General features: G+C 70.8%; 15 protein-coding genes and 2 tRNA genes. 9 read left to right on the top strand and 8 right to left on the bottom strand.

Features of this window, described 5'->3' with window-relative positions; genetic code table 11:
* Positions 1 to 5 precede the first annotated feature (5 nt).
* Positions 6 to 893, top strand: coding sequence for an alpha/beta fold hydrolase (locus WMF46_RS43495; RefSeq protein WP_437982600.1), 888 nt, complete (start codon positions 6 to 8; stop codon positions 891 to 893).
* A gap of 79 nt (positions 894 to 972) precedes the next feature.
* On the top strand, positions 973 to 1,782 hold the full coding sequence (xth, locus tag WMF46_RS43490) for an exodeoxyribonuclease III (RefSeq protein ID WP_437982599.1): 810 nt from the start codon (positions 973 to 975) through the stop codon (positions 1,780 to 1,782).
* A gap of 13 nt (positions 1,783 to 1,795) precedes the next feature.
* Here the strand turns inward: xth and WMF46_RS43485 are convergent, their stop codons facing one another.
* Positions 1,796 to 2,848 carry a penicillin-insensitive murein endopeptidase gene (locus WMF46_RS43485; RefSeq protein ID WP_437982598.1) on the bottom strand — a complete coding sequence of 351 codons (1,053 nt, stop codon included), beginning with the start codon at positions 2,846 to 2,848 and terminating at the stop codon, positions 1,796 to 1,798.
* Between the two features lie 363 nt (positions 2,849 to 3,211).
* Between WMF46_RS43485 and WMF46_RS43480 the strand changes: the two genes are divergently transcribed.
* Positions 3,212 to 3,285 (top strand) — tRNA-Arg (locus tag WMF46_RS43480).
* Positions 3,286 to 3,364: 79 nt separating this feature from the next.
* A tRNA-Lys gene (locus WMF46_RS43475) sits at positions 3,365 to 3,440 on the top strand.
* 915 nt (positions 3,441 to 4,355) lie between these two features.
* On the opposite strand, the gene WMF46_RS43470 is transcribed toward WMF46_RS43475, so the two are convergent.
* Positions 4,356 to 5,162 carry an SDR family oxidoreductase gene (locus WMF46_RS43470; protein WP_437295922.1) on the bottom strand — a complete coding sequence of 269 codons (807 nt, stop codon included), beginning with the start codon at positions 5,160 to 5,162 and terminating at the stop codon, positions 4,356 to 4,358.
* Positions 5,163 to 5,464: 302 nt separating this feature from the next.
* Between WMF46_RS43470 and WMF46_RS43465 the strand changes: the two genes are divergently transcribed.
* Positions 5,465 to 5,899 (top strand): hypothetical protein, encoded by a 435-nt coding sequence (locus tag WMF46_RS43465; protein ID WP_437982597.1) that lies wholly within the window; start codon positions 5,465 to 5,467, stop codon positions 5,897 to 5,899.
* 52 nt (positions 5,900 to 5,951) lie between these two features.
* On the opposite strand, the gene WMF46_RS43460 is transcribed toward WMF46_RS43465, so the two are convergent.
* Positions 5,952 to 6,677 (bottom strand): hypothetical protein, encoded by a 726-nt coding sequence (locus tag WMF46_RS43460; RefSeq protein ID WP_437982596.1) that lies wholly within the window; start codon positions 6,675 to 6,677, stop codon positions 5,952 to 5,954.
* 359 nt (positions 6,678 to 7,036) lie between these two features.
* Here WMF46_RS43460 and WMF46_RS43455 point away from each other — a divergent pair, with 359 nt between their 5' ends.
* Positions 7,037 to 7,243 carry a hypothetical protein gene (locus tag WMF46_RS43455; RefSeq protein WP_437982595.1) on the top strand — a complete coding sequence of 69 codons (207 nt, stop codon included), beginning with the start codon at positions 7,037 to 7,039 and terminating at the stop codon, positions 7,241 to 7,243.
* A gap of 67 nt (positions 7,244 to 7,310) precedes the next feature.
* The gene (locus tag WMF46_RS43450) at positions 7,311 to 8,726 is read left to right on the top strand and encodes a sugar porter family MFS transporter (RefSeq protein WP_437982594.1); all 1,416 of its coding nucleotides are present in this window, start codon (positions 7,311 to 7,313) and stop codon (positions 8,724 to 8,726) included.
* Between the two features lie 59 nt (positions 8,727 to 8,785).
* Here WMF46_RS43450 and WMF46_RS43445 read toward each other — a convergent pair whose 3' ends face one another.
* From WMF46_RS43445 to WMF46_RS43430, 4 genes are all read right to left on the bottom strand, one after another.
* Entirely contained in the window at positions 8,786 to 9,625 is an 840-nt protein-coding gene (locus WMF46_RS43445; RefSeq protein ID WP_437982593.1) for an SDR family NAD(P)-dependent oxidoreductase, read from the bottom strand.
* 247 nt (positions 9,626 to 9,872) lie between these two features.
* Positions 9,873 to 12,413, bottom strand: a complete 2,541-nt coding sequence (locus WMF46_RS43440) for a PAS domain S-box protein (RefSeq protein ID WP_437982592.1) — start codon at positions 12,411 to 12,413, stop codon at positions 9,873 to 9,875.
* A gap of 79 nt (positions 12,414 to 12,492) precedes the next feature.
* The gene (gene feoB, locus WMF46_RS43435) at positions 12,493 to 14,439 is read right to left on the bottom strand and encodes a ferrous iron transporter B (RefSeq protein ID WP_437982591.1); all 1,947 of its coding nucleotides are present in this window, start codon (positions 14,437 to 14,439) and stop codon (positions 12,493 to 12,495) included.
* Entirely contained in the window at positions 14,436 to 14,795 is a 360-nt protein-coding gene (locus tag WMF46_RS43430; RefSeq protein WP_437982590.1) for a FeoA family protein, read from the bottom strand. The genes feoB and WMF46_RS43430 overlap by 4 nt, the downstream gene beginning before the upstream one ends.
* Before the next feature lie 265 nt (positions 14,796 to 15,060).
* On the opposite strand from WMF46_RS43430, the gene WMF46_RS43425 reads away from it, so the two are divergent.
* Both WMF46_RS43425 and WMF46_RS43420 read left to right on the top strand, forming a co-directional pair.
* The gene (locus WMF46_RS43425) at positions 15,061 to 15,279 is read left to right on the top strand and encodes a heavy-metal-associated domain-containing protein (protein ID WP_437982589.1); all 219 of its coding nucleotides are present in this window, start codon (positions 15,061 to 15,063) and stop codon (positions 15,277 to 15,279) included.
* A gap of 522 nt (positions 15,280 to 15,801) precedes the next feature.
* On the top strand, positions 15,802 to 17,064 hold the full coding sequence (locus WMF46_RS43420; RefSeq protein WP_437982588.1) for a cellulase family glycosylhydrolase: 1,263 nt from the start codon (positions 15,802 to 15,804) through the stop codon (positions 17,062 to 17,064).
* 50 nt (positions 17,065 to 17,114) lie between these two features.
* Here the strand turns inward: WMF46_RS43420 and WMF46_RS43415 are convergent, their stop codons facing one another.
* Positions 17,115 to 17,816 carry a nucleotidyl transferase AbiEii/AbiGii toxin family protein gene (locus tag WMF46_RS43415; RefSeq protein ID WP_437988004.1) on the bottom strand — a complete coding sequence of 234 codons (702 nt, stop codon included), beginning with the start codon at positions 17,814 to 17,816 and terminating at the stop codon, positions 17,115 to 17,117.
* Between the last annotated feature and the right edge of the window lie 6 nt (positions 17,817 to 17,822).

Here is a 17,822-nt window from a genome sequence, read left to right as displayed (position 1 = left end):
GAGCCATGAACGCACACGACGGCTTCGTGCCCCACCACGCCCTCGTCTCCGCCCCCTCCGCCGCGCCTGTCCGCTGGATGCTCGTGCTGCACGGCATCTTCGGCTCGGGCGCCAACTGGCGCACCTTCATCCGACGCCTCGTCGAGGCGCAGGCCGCCGAGGGCGCGCCAGGTGCGGCCGCCCGGCCGTGGGGCTTCATCCTTGTCGACCTGCGGGCCCACGGCATGTCGCAGAGCCCGCCTGCGCCCCACACGATCGCGGCGGCCGCGGACGATCTGCTCCGGCTGGGCGACCGCCTCGGCCTCGATATCCGCGGCGTGATGGGCCATTCGTTCGGCGGCAAGGTGGCGCTCGCCTACCTCGAGCGCCGGCCGACGGGGATCGAGCGCGGCTTCATCCTCGACGCGGATCCGAGCGCGAGGCCCGCCGGCGAGAGCGGATCGGAGAGCCCCGGCGTGCTCGCGATGCTCCGCGCGATCCCGCAGCCGATGGCGTCGCGCGAGGCGTTCCTCGAGGCGGTGCACGCCGCCGGGTTCAGCCGCGGCATCGCGGACTGGCTGGCGATGAACGTCCGCCGCGAGGGCGACGGCTTTCGCATCCGGCTCGACCTCGACATCCTGGACGCGCTGCTCACCGACTATTTCGCCCGCGATCTGTGGCACGTTCTGGAGGACCCGCCCGCCGGCCCGGGCGTGCCGGGCGTGGAGCAGCGGCGCATCCACGTCGTGCTCGGCGGCCGGTCCGCGTCGATCTCGCCGGCCTCGCGCGACCGCTTCGAGGCGCTCGCGGCGCGCGCGCCCTGGCTCTCGGTCCAGGTCCTCCCGCGCGCCGGCCACTGGCTCCACGTCGATGATCCGGAGGGCCTCTTCGACGTGATCCGGGCGGCCCTGTGATCGGGCGCCGTGGACCCCGCGCGTGCCCCGAACCCAGGCTTCCCGCCCGGCTCTTCATCCGCTATCGCCCGGAGGACCTATGCGCATCGCGTCCTGGAACGTGAACTCCATCCGCACGCGGCTCGAGCAGCTCACGAGCTGGCTGGTCCGCGCCGCGCCCGACGTCGTTTGCATGCAGGAGACGAAGGTCGAGGACGGCAGCTTCCCCGAGGCCGCGCTCTCCGAGGTGGGCTATCGCTCGGTCATCTTCGGCCAGAAGTCCTACAACGGGGTCGCGATCGCCACGCGCTTCGGCCTCTCGGTCGACGACGTGAAGAAGGGCCTCGACGGCGACGAGCAGGACGTCGCCCGGCGGATGCTGGCGGCGACGATCGAGGGGATCCGGGTCATCAACGTCTACGTGCCCAACGGCCAGGCGGTGGGCACGCCAGCCTTCGCCTACAAGCTCGCGTGGCTTGCGCGGCTGCGGAGCGAGCTCGAGGCCCGCCACCGCCCGGATCAGCCGATCGTGATCTGCGGCGATTTCAACGTCGCGCCCGAGGCGATCGACGTCGCCGAGCCGAAGAAGTGGGAGGGGCAGGTGCTCTGCCATCCGGACGAGCGGGCCGCGCTGGGCCGCCTGATGGAGTGGGGGCTCGTGGACGCGTTCCGCGCCTGCCACCCCGCCAAGGAGGCGTACAGCTGGTGGGATTACCGGATGGGCGCGTTCAGGCGCAACAAGGGCCTCCGCATCGATCTCGCGCTGGTGACGCGCCCGCTCGCCGCGCGGTGCACCGATGTGTCGATCGACACGCGCCCGCGCGAACTCCAGCGCCCGTCGGATCACGCGCCGGTCGTTGTGGAGATCGCGGACGGCGACGCGCCGGCCGGGGTCGCGCCGGGGGCCTGAGCGCGGGCGGACGTCAGCGGGAAGGCATGCCGTAGATGTCCTGTTCCGTCGCCGCGGGCGCCGCGGAGTCGAGGGCCTTCTTCGGTTCGTCGGCGGCGCACGCGGGGCGGGCCAGCGACTCCTCGATGCAGGCCCCGCGCATCGACGGGGGGCACATCACGCGGATGTGGAAGTGGTCGTTGTGCAGGTCGGCGTCCCTCGGGCTCATCATCGCGGCCGCGGCCCGGGCCCGGAGGTCTGCCGGGACGCGCTTCTTCGCGGCGTGGGCGAGCAGCCGCGCCCGCAGCGCGTCGGTCACGAAGAGGTATTTGACGCCCGCCTGCCGATCCTCGAGCAGCGCCTGGACGAGCGCCCAGTTGCGCGCGTCGTCGAACCGCGCGCCGGGGAGGCCGATGGCGTTGCCCTCATCGTCGAACGCGACGAACCGGTCCGTGCGGAGGGTCTTGCCCTTCGAGTTGACGACGTAGAAACCGACGTCGGCGTCGCGCCCCGTCTGGTGGGAGTTGTGCCCGTCGAGCGCGCCGCCCGTCCTGGCCGAGAGGTCGCCGACGAGCAGCGCGGAATCGCCGTGCTTCTTGGCCACCTGGAAGGAGGCGCGCCGCAGGGTCTTCACGAGCACGGGCAGCCCCCATGTCCTGGCGCCCTCGCGCGTCTTGAGGTGCCTCGACGATCGGAGCCGCACGGCGCCGGTCAGCCGCCCGCGGTTGGGAGCGCCCTTCGACAGCAGCTTCCGCTCGTCGGCGTCGGCGTCGGTGCCGCCGCGCTCCGCGCGGGACGCGTCGTCCCGCCTCGCCGCGCGCTTCTTGCCGTCGCGCTCCTGGGCCTTCTCCTTGGATCGGGCGCTGCGCGCCGCCCGCGTTTCACCTTTGCCGTCGGCCGAGCTCCGCCGTACGGCGGGGCGCTTGTTCTGCGGGCTCTTGCCCGGCTGCTGCTCGGCCGCGGCCGGCTGCGCGCCCGCGGCGGGAGCGCCCTGGGCCGGCGCGGCGAGCGAGAGGGCGAGGAGGAGCGCGGCGATGGGGCCTCGTGACGCGAGGCAGCGCCGAGAGAGCGGGCGGAGCAGCGGCATGACGGAGCGGACCCTACCTTGCGGCGCCGCGGACAGAGAACTTCTTTCACAGCCGGCCGGGCAAGGCGCAGCCGCGCCGGGAGCAGGAGAACAGGAGGCAGCCGCCCCGGGCTCGGCGCCGCCCTGTCGGCCCAGGCGCGCCCGGGGAGGGCGTGCCGCTGGCCGTGGCCGCGCGGCAGGCGCCGGTGGACGACGGTGCGCCTCACGGGGGAGGAGCCCGGATGTACCCGGCGCGCACGTCCGTCCGGGCTTCGCGGAGTGGGGCGGCCTAAAAATTGCGCATCATGTCGCTACAACGCCTTGACATATCGCCGCCGGTGCGGTTAGAAGCGTTCCGCGAGCCCCGCCGAGGGGCGCGCAGGAGCGCCCGTAGCTCAGCTGGATAGAGCGTCGGACTTCGAATCCGAAAGTCGCCTGTTCGAATCAGGCCGGGCGTGCCGGGCTCAACGGGCGACCCTAGCGTTCCGGCGAGATCCCGGGAGCCGTCTCAGGTTCAGTTAGTTTGACAATTCACTCGGGCCATTAGCTCAATTGGTAGAGCAGTGGACTCTTAATCCATTGGCTGAAGGTTCAAGTCCTTCATGGCCCACCAATGAAACGTTGAGGATTTCGCGATCCTCATCAAGACCGAGCTGCTCCGCTGGACGATTCGTGGACGAATCGCCGAGCGGATGCACCAGCCCTGTCGGTGATCTGAAAAGCACCTCGCCGAAGCCGTCGCGTACCTGCTCGGCCTTGCGGAGGTAGCCCTCCGTCGTCGCGAACGACGTGTGGCCGGCCCGGCTCTTGAGCTTGAGCGGGCCGTCCCCGCGCACGGCCATCCAGGGGACGCCGGTCGCGCACAGGTCGTAGCGCGTGATCGGCTTTTGCGTCCTGTCGTTCGCGAACAGGTCGGGCCGCGTAACGCCGGCACGCTCGAGGTGCTCGCGGAGGCGCCGGGGGAGGTTCGTCACCTCCGGCATGTCCTCGACGACGCGCCCCTTCCCGCCAGCTTTGGCGTGCATCACCCGCAGGAGCGGGAGCGGCTTCGGCTCGATCGAGAACCGGCGCGCCTGGGCCCGTCTTCGTCGACTTCTCCCGGAAGCCGTCGAGGTACGCCTTGGATTTCTGGCTCTTCGTGGGAACCCGGGCCGAATGGCTCGGCGGCCCTCTGACGAAGAACATAACAAGAACGCTGTGAATTCAACCGCAGCTTCTCATGCTCGCGAAGATGCTTCTCGGCACTGGAAACAGTGCCTCTCGTGAACGATTGTACTGCCCCGTCGAGTTGACGGATGCAGCGTGAGATACGAGGCGTCTCACGATGACCATTGTCCCAGCAGCCAGGCCGGCTTGTCCCAGCAGCCGGGCCGCCCTGGCCGCGGGGCTGCCCTGCGCTTGCACGGGGTCAGCCCCGCTCAGTTTGCAGACAGGGGCACGGCGAGTGGCTATCGGGTGGCGACAGCGGCGAGCCTAGCCAGGCGTGTGCGGGGATATCGAGCCGGCGTGAGCCTGTGCGCCGCGCGCCTCAGCTCCTCTTGACGGCGAAGCCGGCGAACGCCTGCATCACGGGCATCAGCTCCAGCCGGTTCACGTTGACGTGCTCCGGGAGCATCGCGCACCACACGACGGACTCGGCGATGTCCTCGGCCGAGAGCGGCTTCACGCCGCGGTACACGGCGGCGGCCTTCTCCTGATCTCCCTTGAAGCGCACAACCGAGAACTCCGTCTCCGCCATGCCGGGCTCGATGTCCGTGACGCGCACCCGACTGCCGAGGATGTCGGAGCGCAGGTTCAGCGAGAACTGCGCGACGAACGCCTTGCACGCGCCGTAGACGTTGCTCCCGGGGTACGGCGTCTCCGCGGCGACCGAGCCGATGTTGATGATGTGCCCGCGGTCGCGCGCCACCATGCCGGGCAGCAGCGCCCGGGTGCAGTAAAGCAAGCCTTTGACGTTGGTGTCGATCATCTCCTCCCAGTCGTCCAGATTCGCCTGGTGCGCCGGCGACAGCCCGAGCGCGCCGCCTGCGTTGTTGACAAGCACGGTCACCTCGGAGAACTCAGGCGGGAGCTCGGCGATGGCCCTGTCGACCGCGCCGCGGTCGCGGACGTCCAGCCGGATCAGGTGGATCGCCGGCGCGCGCGCGCCAGCCGGGCCGGCGATGCGGCTGTCCGAGAGCTCCGCCGCGAGCGCTTCCAGGCGCTCGTAGCGGCGGGCGGCGAGGACCAGGCGCGCGCCCAGGCCGGCGAAGCGTCGGGCGATGGCGGCGCCGAAGCCGGAGGAGGCACCGGTGATGAAGACGATGGGAGGCTGAGCCGTCGTGGTGGCACTCATTGCGATGTCCTGGGCGGAGCTATATCAGCTGTTCAGGCGCCGAGCGACCTCCAGCGCCGTCGGGCCGCGCGTCCGGGCCGCCGGACATCCTCCTGGAACAGCGCGGTGGCGCTGTCGTGGATGTGCTCGCCTCTCCGCCATCCGCCGATGCACATCCCACCTCGGCACGACGCTTGCTCGAATTGCCACGATGCGGCCGAGAGGCTGTGGCACCGGCCAGCCCGGACGCGACGCCCGACGGGGACAGCGGGTCCGCCGTGAAGCAGAGAGGCGATCGAGGTGGCGATATGAAGCACGTTGACATGGGACGACGGATCGGCGGCCGGCTAGGGCTCACGCTCGCTCTTCTCGCGAGCATGGCGCTCGCGGGGTGCGGCGGCCCCAGCGAGCAAACCATTCAGGGCACGCGGCTCGCGCCCGGCGCCGATGCGCACATCACCGCCGACATCGACTCTGACGCCGCGACCACACGGCTGCTGGTGAACGTCGTTCACCTCTCGCCGCCCGAGCGGATCGAGGCCGGCAGCACGCATTTCGTCGTCTGGCAGCGGCCGAGCTCCGAGTCCCCGTGGCGACGGGTCGGAGTGCTCGACTACAATGCTGGAAGCCGGCGAGGCAAGCTGGCCGGGATGACCGTGCCGCACGCCGAGTTCGAGCTGCTCATCACCGTCGAGAAGCAGAGCAGCCCTCGATCCCCATCGTCTGCCGCCGTCATCGGGCCGACATCGGTCGGGTAGCCAGCAGCCCCAGCCCCCTGCCTGACGGCCTTCCCCTCTGCGAGGCCCGGGCTCAGCGCCGAAGCGCCGCCGCCGCGCGGCCCGAGACGGCCGAGCCGCTCGTGACGATCGCCGAGCCCAGCGCGAGCAGGGAGACGAGCGTGAGCACCAGGGGATGGATGCCGACCAGCGCCAGGATGCCGAGCACGACCGCTCCGGCGCCGACGAGCGACTGCAAGCCGGCGGCGGCCATCGCCGCCTGACGAGCGACGTGGGCGAGGTGCTGGTGCGCGCCGCGCACGTCGAGCGCGCCGAGGTCCGCGGTCGTACCGCCGCTGAGCAGCAGCGCGCCGCCAAAGACGATCACCGCGACCGACGTCAGCGCCCCGGGGGCGAGCCCGAGGAGCGCGAGGATGCCGAGCACGATGCCCGCCGCGCCGCAGACGAGCTCCGCGCCCATGCCGCCGCCGAGCTCGGCGCGCGTGTCCCACTCGACGGGCGCCGTGGTGCGCGCCAAGGCGCCGAAGCGCGAGGCGATCGCGCCCCCGTGCGCGATCAGCCCGGCGCCGAAGACGATCGTGGCGATCGAGGTGAGCTCTCCCGGCATGAACCCCGTCAGCCCGAGGATGGCGAGGACGATCGTCCCCGCGCCGCACACCACCTCGGCGAGCGAGCCGCCGAGCACGATCCGCGGCGCCTCCCTCTCCTCCTCCAGCCTGCGCCGCGCGCCCGATATCGGCGCGATCGGGCTCTCCTGCTGTGTAAACCGTTCACGTTCCTCGGGTCCTGGCGTCTGCATGATTCCCCCGTCCTGAGGCGTGGCCTCGCCGCGGCTACGCGCCTCTGGCTTGCATGTTCTGCGCCCCCGCCGGAGGTCGTCGAGGCGATCCGGGTCCACGGGCTCATCGGTCTCTCGCCGCGTGTCGAACGGGCCGGAGCGCTGCTCGATCGCCGCGGCCGATGACAGCGAGGCGTCGCGTCACCATGTTCTCTCGCGGCTTTCGGGCAGCGCAGACCTCATGCACTGTCGAAAGGAGCAGCGGCGAACGCCAGGCGAGCGAGCAGACGAGAGGCGCCGACCGGCGGCGCGAACAGCCGCGCGGGAGCGCCCGTGAACGAACGCTCGTCCGAGGTACATGCCCCGCGTCAGGAGGAGATATGAACATGCTGCATCTCGAGCTCAGCGAGCGCGAAGCGGATGACACAAGGACAGCCCTCTCGACCCGGCTCGTGGGGATGCGAGACGAGCTGGTCCACACCGACGATCGAGCGTACCGGGCGGACCTGAAAGCGATGATCGAGCGGCTCGAGGTGGTGCTCGGCCGCCTCGAAGCGATCGTGGCGGCGCCGACGGCGGCGTCGTAGCTAATCATGCCCGTGCTCGCCGACGCGCCGGGGCGGCCGGCGGCACGGTTCGTGGTTCACCGGGGGCATGGCAGAGCCCGCGGCGCAGCAGGGGGATGAACGCGGCGGGGAGCCCCTCTCGACGGTACGGATCGCCCTGATCGCGTCCGTCGCCGCGCTGGGCGGCTTCCTGTTCGGGTTCGACACCGCCGTGATCAACGGCGCCGTCGGCGCGCTGGAGCGGGTATTCACAGCGCATCCGGGGACCGTGGGCCTGTCCGTGTCCTCGGCGCTGCTCGGCGCGGCTGCCGGCGCGATGCTCGCGGGCAGGCTGGCCGACCGTTACGGCCGGACGCGGACGATGATCGCGACCTCCCTGCTGTTCGTCGTCAGCGCGGCGGGCTCGGGGGCGGCGATCTCGCCCTGGGACTTCAGCGCGTGGAGGGTGCTCGGCGGCATGGCCATCGGCGCGGCCAGCGTCGTCGCTCCCGCCTACATCGCGGAGATCGCGCCGGCCCACCTGCGCGGCCGCCTCGGATCGCTCCAGCAGCTCGCGATCGTGCTCGGCATCTTCGTCGCCCTGCTCGGCGATTATGCCATCGCGACGTCCGCGGGCTCGGCGACGAGCCCGTTCTGGCTCGGGGCACAGGCCTGGCGATGGATGTTCTGGAGCGCCGTCCCACCGGCGCTCCTCTACGGGCTCGGCGCGCTGCTGATCCCCGAGTCCCCGCGCCACCTCGTGGCGAGGGGGCGTGTGGACGAGGCGCTCGTCGTGCTCCGTGGCCTCCTCGGCGCGTCCGCAAAGGCGAAGCTCGTCGAGATCCAGAGGACGCTCTCGTCCGAGCGCCGGCCCAGGCTCGCGGATCTGCGCGGGCGCGCCGGGCTGCTCCGCATCGTCTGGATCGGCATCGGCCTCTCGGCGTTCCAGCAGCTCGTGGGCATCAACGTCATCTTCTATTACTCGAGCGTCCTCTGGCAGGCGGTCGGGTTCTCCGAGCGAAGCTCGCTCGCCATCACGGTCATCACCGGCGTCACGAACATCGTGACCACCCTCGTCGCCATCGCGACCGTCGACCGCGTCGGGCGCAGGCCGCTGCTCATCGCGGGATCCATCGGCATGACGCTGACGCTCGGCGCCATGGCGGCCGTGTTCGGCGCCGCGGGCGAGGACGCCGCGGGCAACCCCGTCCTGACGGGCGCCGCCGGCCCCGCCGCGCTGCTCGCCGCCAACCTGTATGTCTTCTGCTTCGGGGCGTCCTGGGGCCCGGTGACCTGGGTCCTGCTCGGCGAGATGTTCGAGAACCGCATCCGCGCCCTCGCCCTCTCGATCGCGGCCGCCGCGCAATGGGTGGCGAACTTCCTCGTGAGCGCGACCTTCCCGCCGCTCAAGGCGGCCGGCCTGGGCATCGCCTACGGGCTCTACACCGCCGCCGCGGCGGCCTCGCTGGTGTTCGTCGTCGCCTTCATCCCCGAGACGAAGGGCAAGGAGCTCGAGGAGATGTGATGTGCGCCCGCGTGGCGAGAGGAGATGTGTGTCAGCGAGGCGCGGCTGTCTCGAGAACCTCAGAGGGCGGCGAACTCCCGCTCGTGGATGGATCGCACCTTCTCCAGCACCCTCGGGCCATGCTCCCGGAACGGGAGATCCCTCGCGCGGTCCTTCTTCAAATAGACGCCTGAGAGGTCCCGGCTCGCGCCGAACGCCGCCTCGTAGAGCCGCGAAGCCCCCTGGCTCGGGGGCGGGAACAGGAACCTCATCAGCGGCTCCACGTAGAACGGCAGCCCCGACCGCTTTCCCTTCCTCAGCGTGTTGTTGGGCCCAGGATCCACGCTCCGGATCTTGATCCCGTCCCCCGCGAGCAGCGGCGCCACCTCACGCGTCCAGAGGGAGAGCGCGAGCTTGGAGGTCGCGTAAGGGCCGAAAAGCTGCTTGAACGATGCCGGGCGCTCCAGGGCGTCCGGGTCGAAGCGCCTCGTCATCTCGAACGCATTGGAGGACGTGTTCACGACCGTCTTCAAGTCCCCCTTCCGCAGCAGCCCTCTGAGCTCCATCGCGATGACATACGGCACCACCGTCTGGAGCTCGAAGTGCAGCTCGCGGCCTTGCCTGGAGAAGGTCAGCTCCGGGGCGCTGCCGCCAGCGTTGTTGAACAGCACGTCGATCTTCTCTTCGCTCGCCTTGATCGCGTCGAGCACCCGCCTGAGGCCCTCGAAATCGGACAGATCCGCCTTGTGGACACGGAGCCTCCGGCGCTCGATGCCCTCCCGGATCAGCGCATCGTCCTCGGGGAACCCCGAGCGGTTCAGCGCGATGACCTGAAAGCCCTCCGACAGCAGACGACGCGTGAGCTCGAGCCCAATACCGTGGTTTGCGCCCGTGATGAGCGCGACCTTGTCGTGTTCCATGGTGTTCCTCGTGGATCCGGTGAGGGCCGTCTCCCCGCATCCACCGGCGGACAACGGCCGATGGATGAACTCCGTACCTGTGAAGGCGCGCTCCTCCGCCCGAGATCGCTCCAACCGGCGGGGAGCCGCGGCAGGAAAAGAATGTGCGCCTCAGTGGCATTTGTCAAGGAGGGGCACCAGGCCGTCGCGCTCTCTCCTGACGGATGTCTCGAGCGGTACGGCGGAGCGTCAGGTCCGCGCTTCGTCGCTACGGCAGCGGCAGCGTGAACTGGAAGGTCGTCTTGCCGGGCGCGCTCTCCGCCCAGATCCGCCCCCCGTGGGCCTCGACGAGCCCCCGCACGATGTAGAGCCCGAGGCCCAGCCCGGCGGCGCCTCCTGCCTTCGCCTCGCGCGTCCGGTAATAGCGGGTGAAGAGCCTCCGCACCTCGTCCGGCGCGATGCCCTTCCCCTCGTTCTCGACCGCCACGAGCACCTCGCCGCTCCGCCGTTCCACGGCGATCCTGATCGGCGTCTCGGGCGCGCCGTACTTGGCCGCGTTGGACAGCAGGTTGGTGAGCACCTGCTCCAGGCGCCCGGGATCGGCCAGGAGCGGCGGGACCCCGTCCTGCACCTCGACGTCGACCCGATGTCCCCTCGTCGCGTCGGCCGTCCGCTCCACCGTCGCGCGGATGAGCGCCGGCAGATCCACCTCGACATGCCTGAGATCCAGCCGATGCGACTCGAGGCGGGAGACATCGAGCAGATCGTCGATCATCCGGTTGAGCTGCATCGCGCTGGCCCGGATGTGCTGCGCTCTTTCGCTCCACTGCGGCTCCGTCGCGAGCCGAGAGGCCTTGAGGAGGATCGTGGTGATCGGCTGACGCAGATCATGAGCGATGATGCTTGTCCACTCCTCGCGCATGCGCGCGAGCTCCTTCAGCGCGCTGATGTCCTCGCCGGCGACGATGGCGCCCGTGATCTCCCCCGCGCTGTCGCGGAGCGGCGCGGCGGCGATAAGGAAGGTTCCGGACGAGCCGTCCGCCTTGGAGACGAGGAGCTCTTCGCCGAGGATCGTCTCGCCGCGCATCGCCCGGCTCGACGGCAGCTCGTCCAGCAGGAGGGCGGTGCCGTCCGGGCGCATCACGCGACCGACGCACTGCTCCCGCTCCTCCGCGCCCCCGGTGAGATCTCGCCCGTGCGGGTTGGCGATCAGGCGCTCTGCGCCGTTTCGATTGATGAGCAGGAGCGGGATGGGCGCGCTGTCGAAGACCGTTTGCAGCGTCCTCCGCTCGGCGTCCAGCTGCGCGAGCAAGCGCTCCCGCTCCTCCTCGGCCTGCTTGCGCGCCGTCACGTCCTCCACCTGGGCGATGTAGTGAATGGGCTCGCCGTCCGCGCCGTGCACGACGGACACGTGCAGGATGACGGGGATGACCCTTCCGTCCTCGTGGATATAACGTTTGGAGAGCTGATACCGCGAGATCTCGCCGCGCCTCAGCTGCTCGACCAGGCCAACGTCGGTGTCCACGTCGTCGGGGTGGGTGATGTCCTGGAAGCGGAGCTTCGAGAGCGCTTCCGCCGAGTAGCCCACGATCTCGCAGTAGGCGCGGTTGACGCGGATGAACCCTCCATCGAGCCCGACGATGGCCATGCCGATGGGCGCGTTCTCGAAGGTGAGCCGGAAGCCCTCCTCGCTCTCGCGGAGCGCCTGCTCCATCTGCCTGCGCTCGGTGATGTCGCGCCCCTCGGGGAGGAGCATCACGACCCTGCCACGGTCGTCGGTGATGGGCTTGATGGAGAAATCGATGAAGCGCCGCCCGGTCGCTCCGATCACGTAGATCTCGTCTCGCACGAGCCGGCCCGCCGCGGCCTCGGCGACGGCGGCGCGGACGTGCTCCCTGTGCTCGGGGCTCCACCCCGACAGCTCCCAGAACGGACGGCCGATCGTCTCTGCCTCCGTGGCCCTGCAGAACTCGAGAGCGGTGCGGTTGTTCTCCAGGACGATGCCCTCCGGCGAGAGCAGGCCGACAAACTGGAGGGCCTCGTCGAAGATGGCCCGAAAGCGCTGCTCTCTCTCCCGGAGCGCCGTCTCCAGGTGACTTGCGCGCTGGAGCTCCTGGGCCATGCGGTCTGAGGTCCGCGCCCTCCCCTGGCGCGCGAGGGCGCTGTCCAGGCCGATGGCGAAGAGCGCGGCGAGCGCGCCGAGATCGACGCCGGCGCGGGGGTGAGGGCGGGGCAGGCAAAACGAGAGGACGCCAAGGCAGCGATCGCGGACGCAGAGGGGCATCGAGACCGCGCTCTGTGCGTCGGTCCGCGCGCAGAGCTCTCGCGTCATGGACGGACCCGGATCGAGCGAGCGCGCATCGCTCATCACCTGAACCCGACCCGAGCTCGCCGCCCATTCATCGAGCAGCGGCGCGCCTCGCGCAACCCGCGCGAGGCAGAGGCAGATGTCGGCGGGCACGTGGCGGTGGGAATGGAGCCCGAGCTCGCCGGTGTCCTCGGAGGTCAGGAGCAAGTAGGCAGCGCGAGCGCCGAGCTCCATCGCCTGGTCGAGCAGGAGCGCAGCGAGCTCGTCGAGATCGGCCACGCGCGCGATGCGGGGCGCCGCGCGCGCCATGAGCTCGCCCGGCGCCGGGTAGTGCTCGCGGCGAGCGCATGGGCTGAGAGAGGCCGTGCAGGCGACCTCCTCGTCGCGGCCGATCGACGCCTCGATCTCTTCTGCCGATAACGTGGCCCCCACCGGAATTGACCGATTGTTGCACGAGAGCCGCGCCGCCTGAAGGGTCGACGCGATCAGGTTCCTCGGCATGACTTCCTCGGATGCCGATCTGTTCCTGCTCGCCAGGGCCAGGATCGCCGGCGCGCGCCGCTCCCTGAGCGGCGCCGCCTCACGGCATCCCGAGCAGCCCGCTCCCCTGGTAGACGACGAGCGCCGCGACGTACGCCGCCACGTAGGTGTAGGCGAGGACGAACGCGGGCCAGCGCCACGACTTCGTCTCGCGCCGGATCGCCGCCACGGTGCTCATGCACTGGCACGCCAGGACGAAGAACGCGAGCAGCGCGAGCCCGGTGCGCGACGAGTACGCGAGCTCCCCGTCCGGGCGCCTCGCCTCGCGGATCTGCTCGGCGAGCGGCGCGGGCTCGTCGTCGGCGTCCTCGACGCCGAAGATGACCCCCATCGTCCCGACCATGACCTCGCGCGCGCCGAACGAGCCGATGAGGCCGACGTTGATGCGCCAGTCGAACCCGAGCGGCGCCGTCACCGGCTCGAGCGCGCGCCCCACGCTGCCGGCGATGCTCGCCTCGAGCGACGTCGCCTCGCTCTCGGCCGCGGCGGCCGGAGGCTCGTGCTGCGCGGCGCCCGGCATGGGGACCTTCAAGAGCACCCACAGCACGGCCGAGACGGCCAGGATCACGGTCCCGACGTCGCGCGTGAATCGCCACGCCGCCTGGCCCGCCTTGCGGACCACGAGCCGCGGCTCGGGGCTGCGGTACGCCGGCATCTCGAGCACCATCGGGAGCGAGCGCCCGCGGGTCGCCGTGCGCCGCAGCACGAGCGAGGCGACGAGCCCGGAGAAGATGCCGGAGACGTAGAGCGCGACGAAGAGCAGCGCCTGCACCCAGGCGCCGTGGGCCGCGAAGAAGGTCGTCAGGAGGAGCGCGTAGGTCGGGATCCGCGCCGAGCAGGCCATGAGCGGCAGGACGAGGATCGCCGTGAGCCGCTCGCGCGGATCGCGCAGGATGCGCGTGGCGTGCACGGCGGGCACCGCGCACGCGTGCCCCATCAGCAGCGGGAGGAACGCCCGGCCGCTGAGCCCCATCAGCTGGAGCAGGCGGTCGACGAGGAAGGCGCCGCGCGCGAGGTACCCGCTCGCCTCGAGCAGCTCCATGGCGATCGTGAGGATCACGATCTGCGGCATGAAGGCGAGCACCGTCCCCGCCCCGCCGAGCAGGCCGTCGACGACGAACGAGGCGGCGAGCCCCCCGCCGAGGGCGCGGGACACGAGGCTGCCGAGCTCACCGATCGCCGCGTCGAGCACCTCGGTGACCGGGGTGGCCACGAGGAACACGGCGGCGAACAGCAGCGCCATGAGCCCGAGGAACAGCACCGGGCCGGCCGCCGGGTGGAGCAGCACGGCGTCCGCGCGCGCGGTGAACGTCCTCCGTCGCTCCGCGGCGGCGTCGCGGCGCGGCGGCTCGACGTACACGGCGCGCGCCACCTCATCCGGATCCCACGCCGCGGCGCCGGGGGGCTTCACGGCGCCCGACGCGATCGCGTCGAGCCGCGCGGCCGCCGCGTCGAGCACCACGCCCCGGGCGGCCGGGTCCCTCGCGCTCACGAGCAGCACGGGCAGGCCGATGGCGCGCTCGAGGGCGCCGAGGTCGAGCCCGCGCCCCTCGCCCTCGAGCACGTCGCGCTGCGTGGCGACGACGAGCGGGGCGAGCCCGCGCCGCACGAGCTCACGCGTGAGCCGCAGGCCGAGCCCGAGCTGCGTGGCGTCCACCACCTGGACGACGAGGCGCGGCCGCTCGCCCTCGCCGGTGCGGTCGAGGAAGCGGCGCGCGACGCCCTCGTCCGTCGCCGGATCGACGACGGCCTCGATCGAGTAAAGCCCGGGGAGATCCGCGATCGTCGCGACGGCCCCGCCCGCGATGCGGACGTCGGCCGTGAGGATGTCGACGGTGATCCCTGGGAAGTTGCCGACGTGCGCGCTGCCGCCTGTCAGCCGGTTGAACAGGGACGATTTGCCGGAGTTCGGTCGCCCGAGCAGCGCGATGAGCGGCCGCTCTGTCGACGTCGGGAGGCGCTCCGTGCCTGCATGGCAGGCGGTCATCCGACCCGCCTCTGCGAGGGCAGGGGCGCCACCAGGATCGAGCGCGCGAGCGTCGCGTTGATCGCGAGCTCCCCGCCCGATCCGGTGCGCACGTGGAGCGGCCCGCCGAACGCCGCGCGCCGGATCGACGTGAGCGTCTGGCCGGGGCCGAGCCCCATCGCCCCGAGCCACCCGGCGAGCTCGGCGTCGAGGTCGATCTCGACCACGATCACGCGCTCACCGGCGCGCACCTCCGAGAGCGGACCCGCAGGAGCTGCGGCGCCGGCGTGCGCCGGGACATCCGCGCCGGCCACGCTGCCGGTCGAGTCCACGTCGGGGAAGGTCACGTCAAGTTGGGGAGGAACGCTGGAAACCATGGGTCCTGCCAGATTTTGAAAATCAATTTCAAATCTGAACCCATTGTGAACGGGTTCGGCCGGGATGTCGAGCGTCTCTCGACCCGCTGCCGTGGCGGCTGGCCGCTCTGGCGTGGCGGGGGACGCCTGTTCTCCTGTTCCTGCCCAGGTGGCCAACCCTTCCAGGTCCTGGACATAGCAGACCCGCCGCTGCTCGGGTGTAATGAACCCCGATGGCTTCGTCTCCGAAGGTGAGCGGCCCGCGGGTCGCCGAAAGGAAGACGCCATGAAAGAGACCATGCTCCAGGTGGACGGGATGAGCTGCCCGTCCTGCGTCCGCCACATCGACAGCGCGCTCCGCGAGCTCGGCGGCGTGGCCAACGTCGACGTGCGCCTGCGCGAGGGCACCGTCGTGGTGCAGCACGATCCGGCGAGCGCGCCCGTTACCGCCCTCGTCGAGGCCGTGCGCGGGGCCGGTTACGGCGTGCGCCCGCGCGCGGCCTGAAAGCACGCAGCGCCCGCGGCGCGTGATCTCATGACCGCGCATCGCGCCATGAGATCTCCCACGCCGCGCTCGACGATGCGGTGAAAACTTTACCGATTGATTCAAGCGGGGGCCGTCTCACACATGTGGCCGTCTCCGCGAGCTCCGAAGCGCGCTCGTCCCCTCGGACATCCCGGCCCCGCGGCGCCCATCGAGGCGCTGGACAATGAACCGATTAAGTGGTTTGCTGTCCGCGCTTCCCGCGGGCCTCGGGCCATGTCGCAGGCGTCGTTTGTGAGCCCCGGTCCGCGGTTTCTTGGTTTCTTCATTCTCGTGGGCCCGCGGACGGAATAGGTCCTCTCCTCGCCGTGGGTTCCTCCCAGGCCTGTCCATGCAGGGCGTCACTGGCGCGCTGCCCGCGCCGCTGCGCGGCGTGCAGGACCTGGTCGACCTGCAGAACGAGAAGGGTTCACCGTGCGGTCACGCAGGGTCGAAGCCGGACGTCGCCAGGTGCAATCAGGGGAGAGGCAGAAGGAGATCACGATGCGCGTTCTTCACGGGTCGGTGGCTGGTTGGACCGGAGCAGCCCTCATGGCGCTGGGCCTCTCCGCGGGATGCGGAGACGACTCGGACGACCAGCAGGGCTCGGGGCAGGAGACGACCGGAGCGGGCGGCGGCGCATCGGGCGCGGGCGGGGGGGCCACCGGAGCCACGTCCGGCGCCGATGGCACCACGTCGAGCAGCGGCGCCACGTCTGGCGCCGGCGGCGCCACGTCGAGCAGCGGCGCCACGTCCGGCGCCGGCGGCGCCACGTCGAGCAGCGGCGCCACGTCCGGCGCTGGCGGCGCCACCTCGGGCGCGGGCGCCGGCGGGGGTGACCAGGAGTCGACGGGGTTCTCGGTGCGCGGCCGCTTTCTTTACGATCGCTGCGGAGAGAAGGTGCTGCTCCGGGGCATCAACGAGATGGTCGTGTGGTTGTCGTCGGGGCCCGACGGCCTGCCGGAGTTCGCGGAGATCGCGAAGACGGGCGCCAACGCGGTGCGGATCGTCTGGCTCGCCACCGAGTCCGCGGCGGGCCTCGATCAGGCCATCACGAACGCGCTCGCGCAGAAGCTCATTCCGATCGTCGAGCTCCACGACGCCACGGGGAAATGGGATCTCCTGCCGAGCCTCGTCGACTACTGGACGAGAGCGGATGTCGTCGCCGTGATCAAGAAGCACGAGCAGAGCTTGCTCGTCAACATCGGCAACGAGGTCGGTGACCAGGTGGACAACGCGGCGTGGGAGGCGGGCTACAAGCAGGCCATCACCCGGATGCGCGGCGCCGGCATCACGGTCCCGCTCGTGATCGACGCCTCCAAGTGGGGGCAGAACATCGACCAGCTCCAGGCCGTCGGCCCCGCGCTCGTCAAGCACGACCCGAACATCCTGCTCAGCGTCCACATGTGGTGGACGGACGGCAGCGGGGCCACGATCACGAAAGAGCTGCAGGAGTCCGTGGCGTTGAACCTGCCTTTGATGGTCGGCGAGTTCGCGCAGCACGCCGTGTACGAGTGCGGCAAGCACCCGTTCGATTACAAGACGCTCCTGGCCAGGAGCGTCGAGCTCGAGGTGGGGTGGCTCGCCTGGTCGTGGGGCGCCGTCAAGAACAGCGACTGTCAGAGCGACGGGCCGTTCGACATGACGACCAACGGGACCTTCGCGGGGCTCACCGGCTGGGGTCGCGAGGTCGCGGTGACCGACCCGAACAGCATCCAGAACACCTCGGTTCGCCCTCGCTCGATCGAGACCGGATCGTGCAGGTGATGGCGTGACGACGGCTCCCTGACCCGGCGCCCGTGTTCGGCGCGGCTTCGTCAGCTGACGGGGTGCAGGAACGACCGCACCACCTCGCGCGCTTCGCGGATGGCGTCGGTGCGCGAGAAGGTGACCCACGGCGCCGTCGCCACGTACTTCTTCCACTTGTGACGGCTGCTGCGGCCGGACCCCCAATCCTCGGCCGTGAAGAACGCGTCGAGCGCGCTGAGGCTCATTTCGCGGCTGGCGAAGGCGCTCTCGACGCAACGCTTGGTGGCCACGGGATCGAGCGTGCAGTGCCGGGCCAGGAGCACCAGATCGATGAGCGTCTTCGGGTGCCAGCGACCACGCGGACCGAGCTCCACCAGCGAGTGAACCTTCCAGGCGAACATCACCTCGGGCGCGACGGCCGGCAGCGTGAAACCTTCCAGCTCGAAAGGGCGCGGAGCGACGCCGAGCACCTCGCCCCAACCGAAGTCGACCTGTAGCTTCCGTTCGCCGCGTGAAAGCTCGAGCCGCAGGCCAGGCCAGGGCGTTTCGAGCCAGATGCCCCACGCTTTGACGCAGAGGTCAGCGACGACGCCTTCAGCCGGCAGCTCGCTCGAACCCAGGAGCTGATTCACGACGCGCGTGGCGCGATCGAGGCTCCAGTCGCCCATGAGGACGAAGTCGAGATCCGCCGCGACGCGCCCGGGGACCCAGCTCGCCGTGAGCTGGCTGCCTCGCAGCACGGCGTCGGCGCCGAGCTCGGTGCGCGGCATGAGCTC

Origin of the sequence: Sorangium sp. So ce117 (assembly GCF_051524395.1) — a bacterium.
In the GTDB taxonomy this organism is placed as follows: Bacteria; Myxococcota_A; Polyangia; order Polyangiales; family Polyangiaceae; genus Sorangium; species Sorangium cellulosum_B.
Note: the sequence above shows the minus strand (reverse complement) of the source record. Positions and strands in the feature narration are given on the sequence as shown.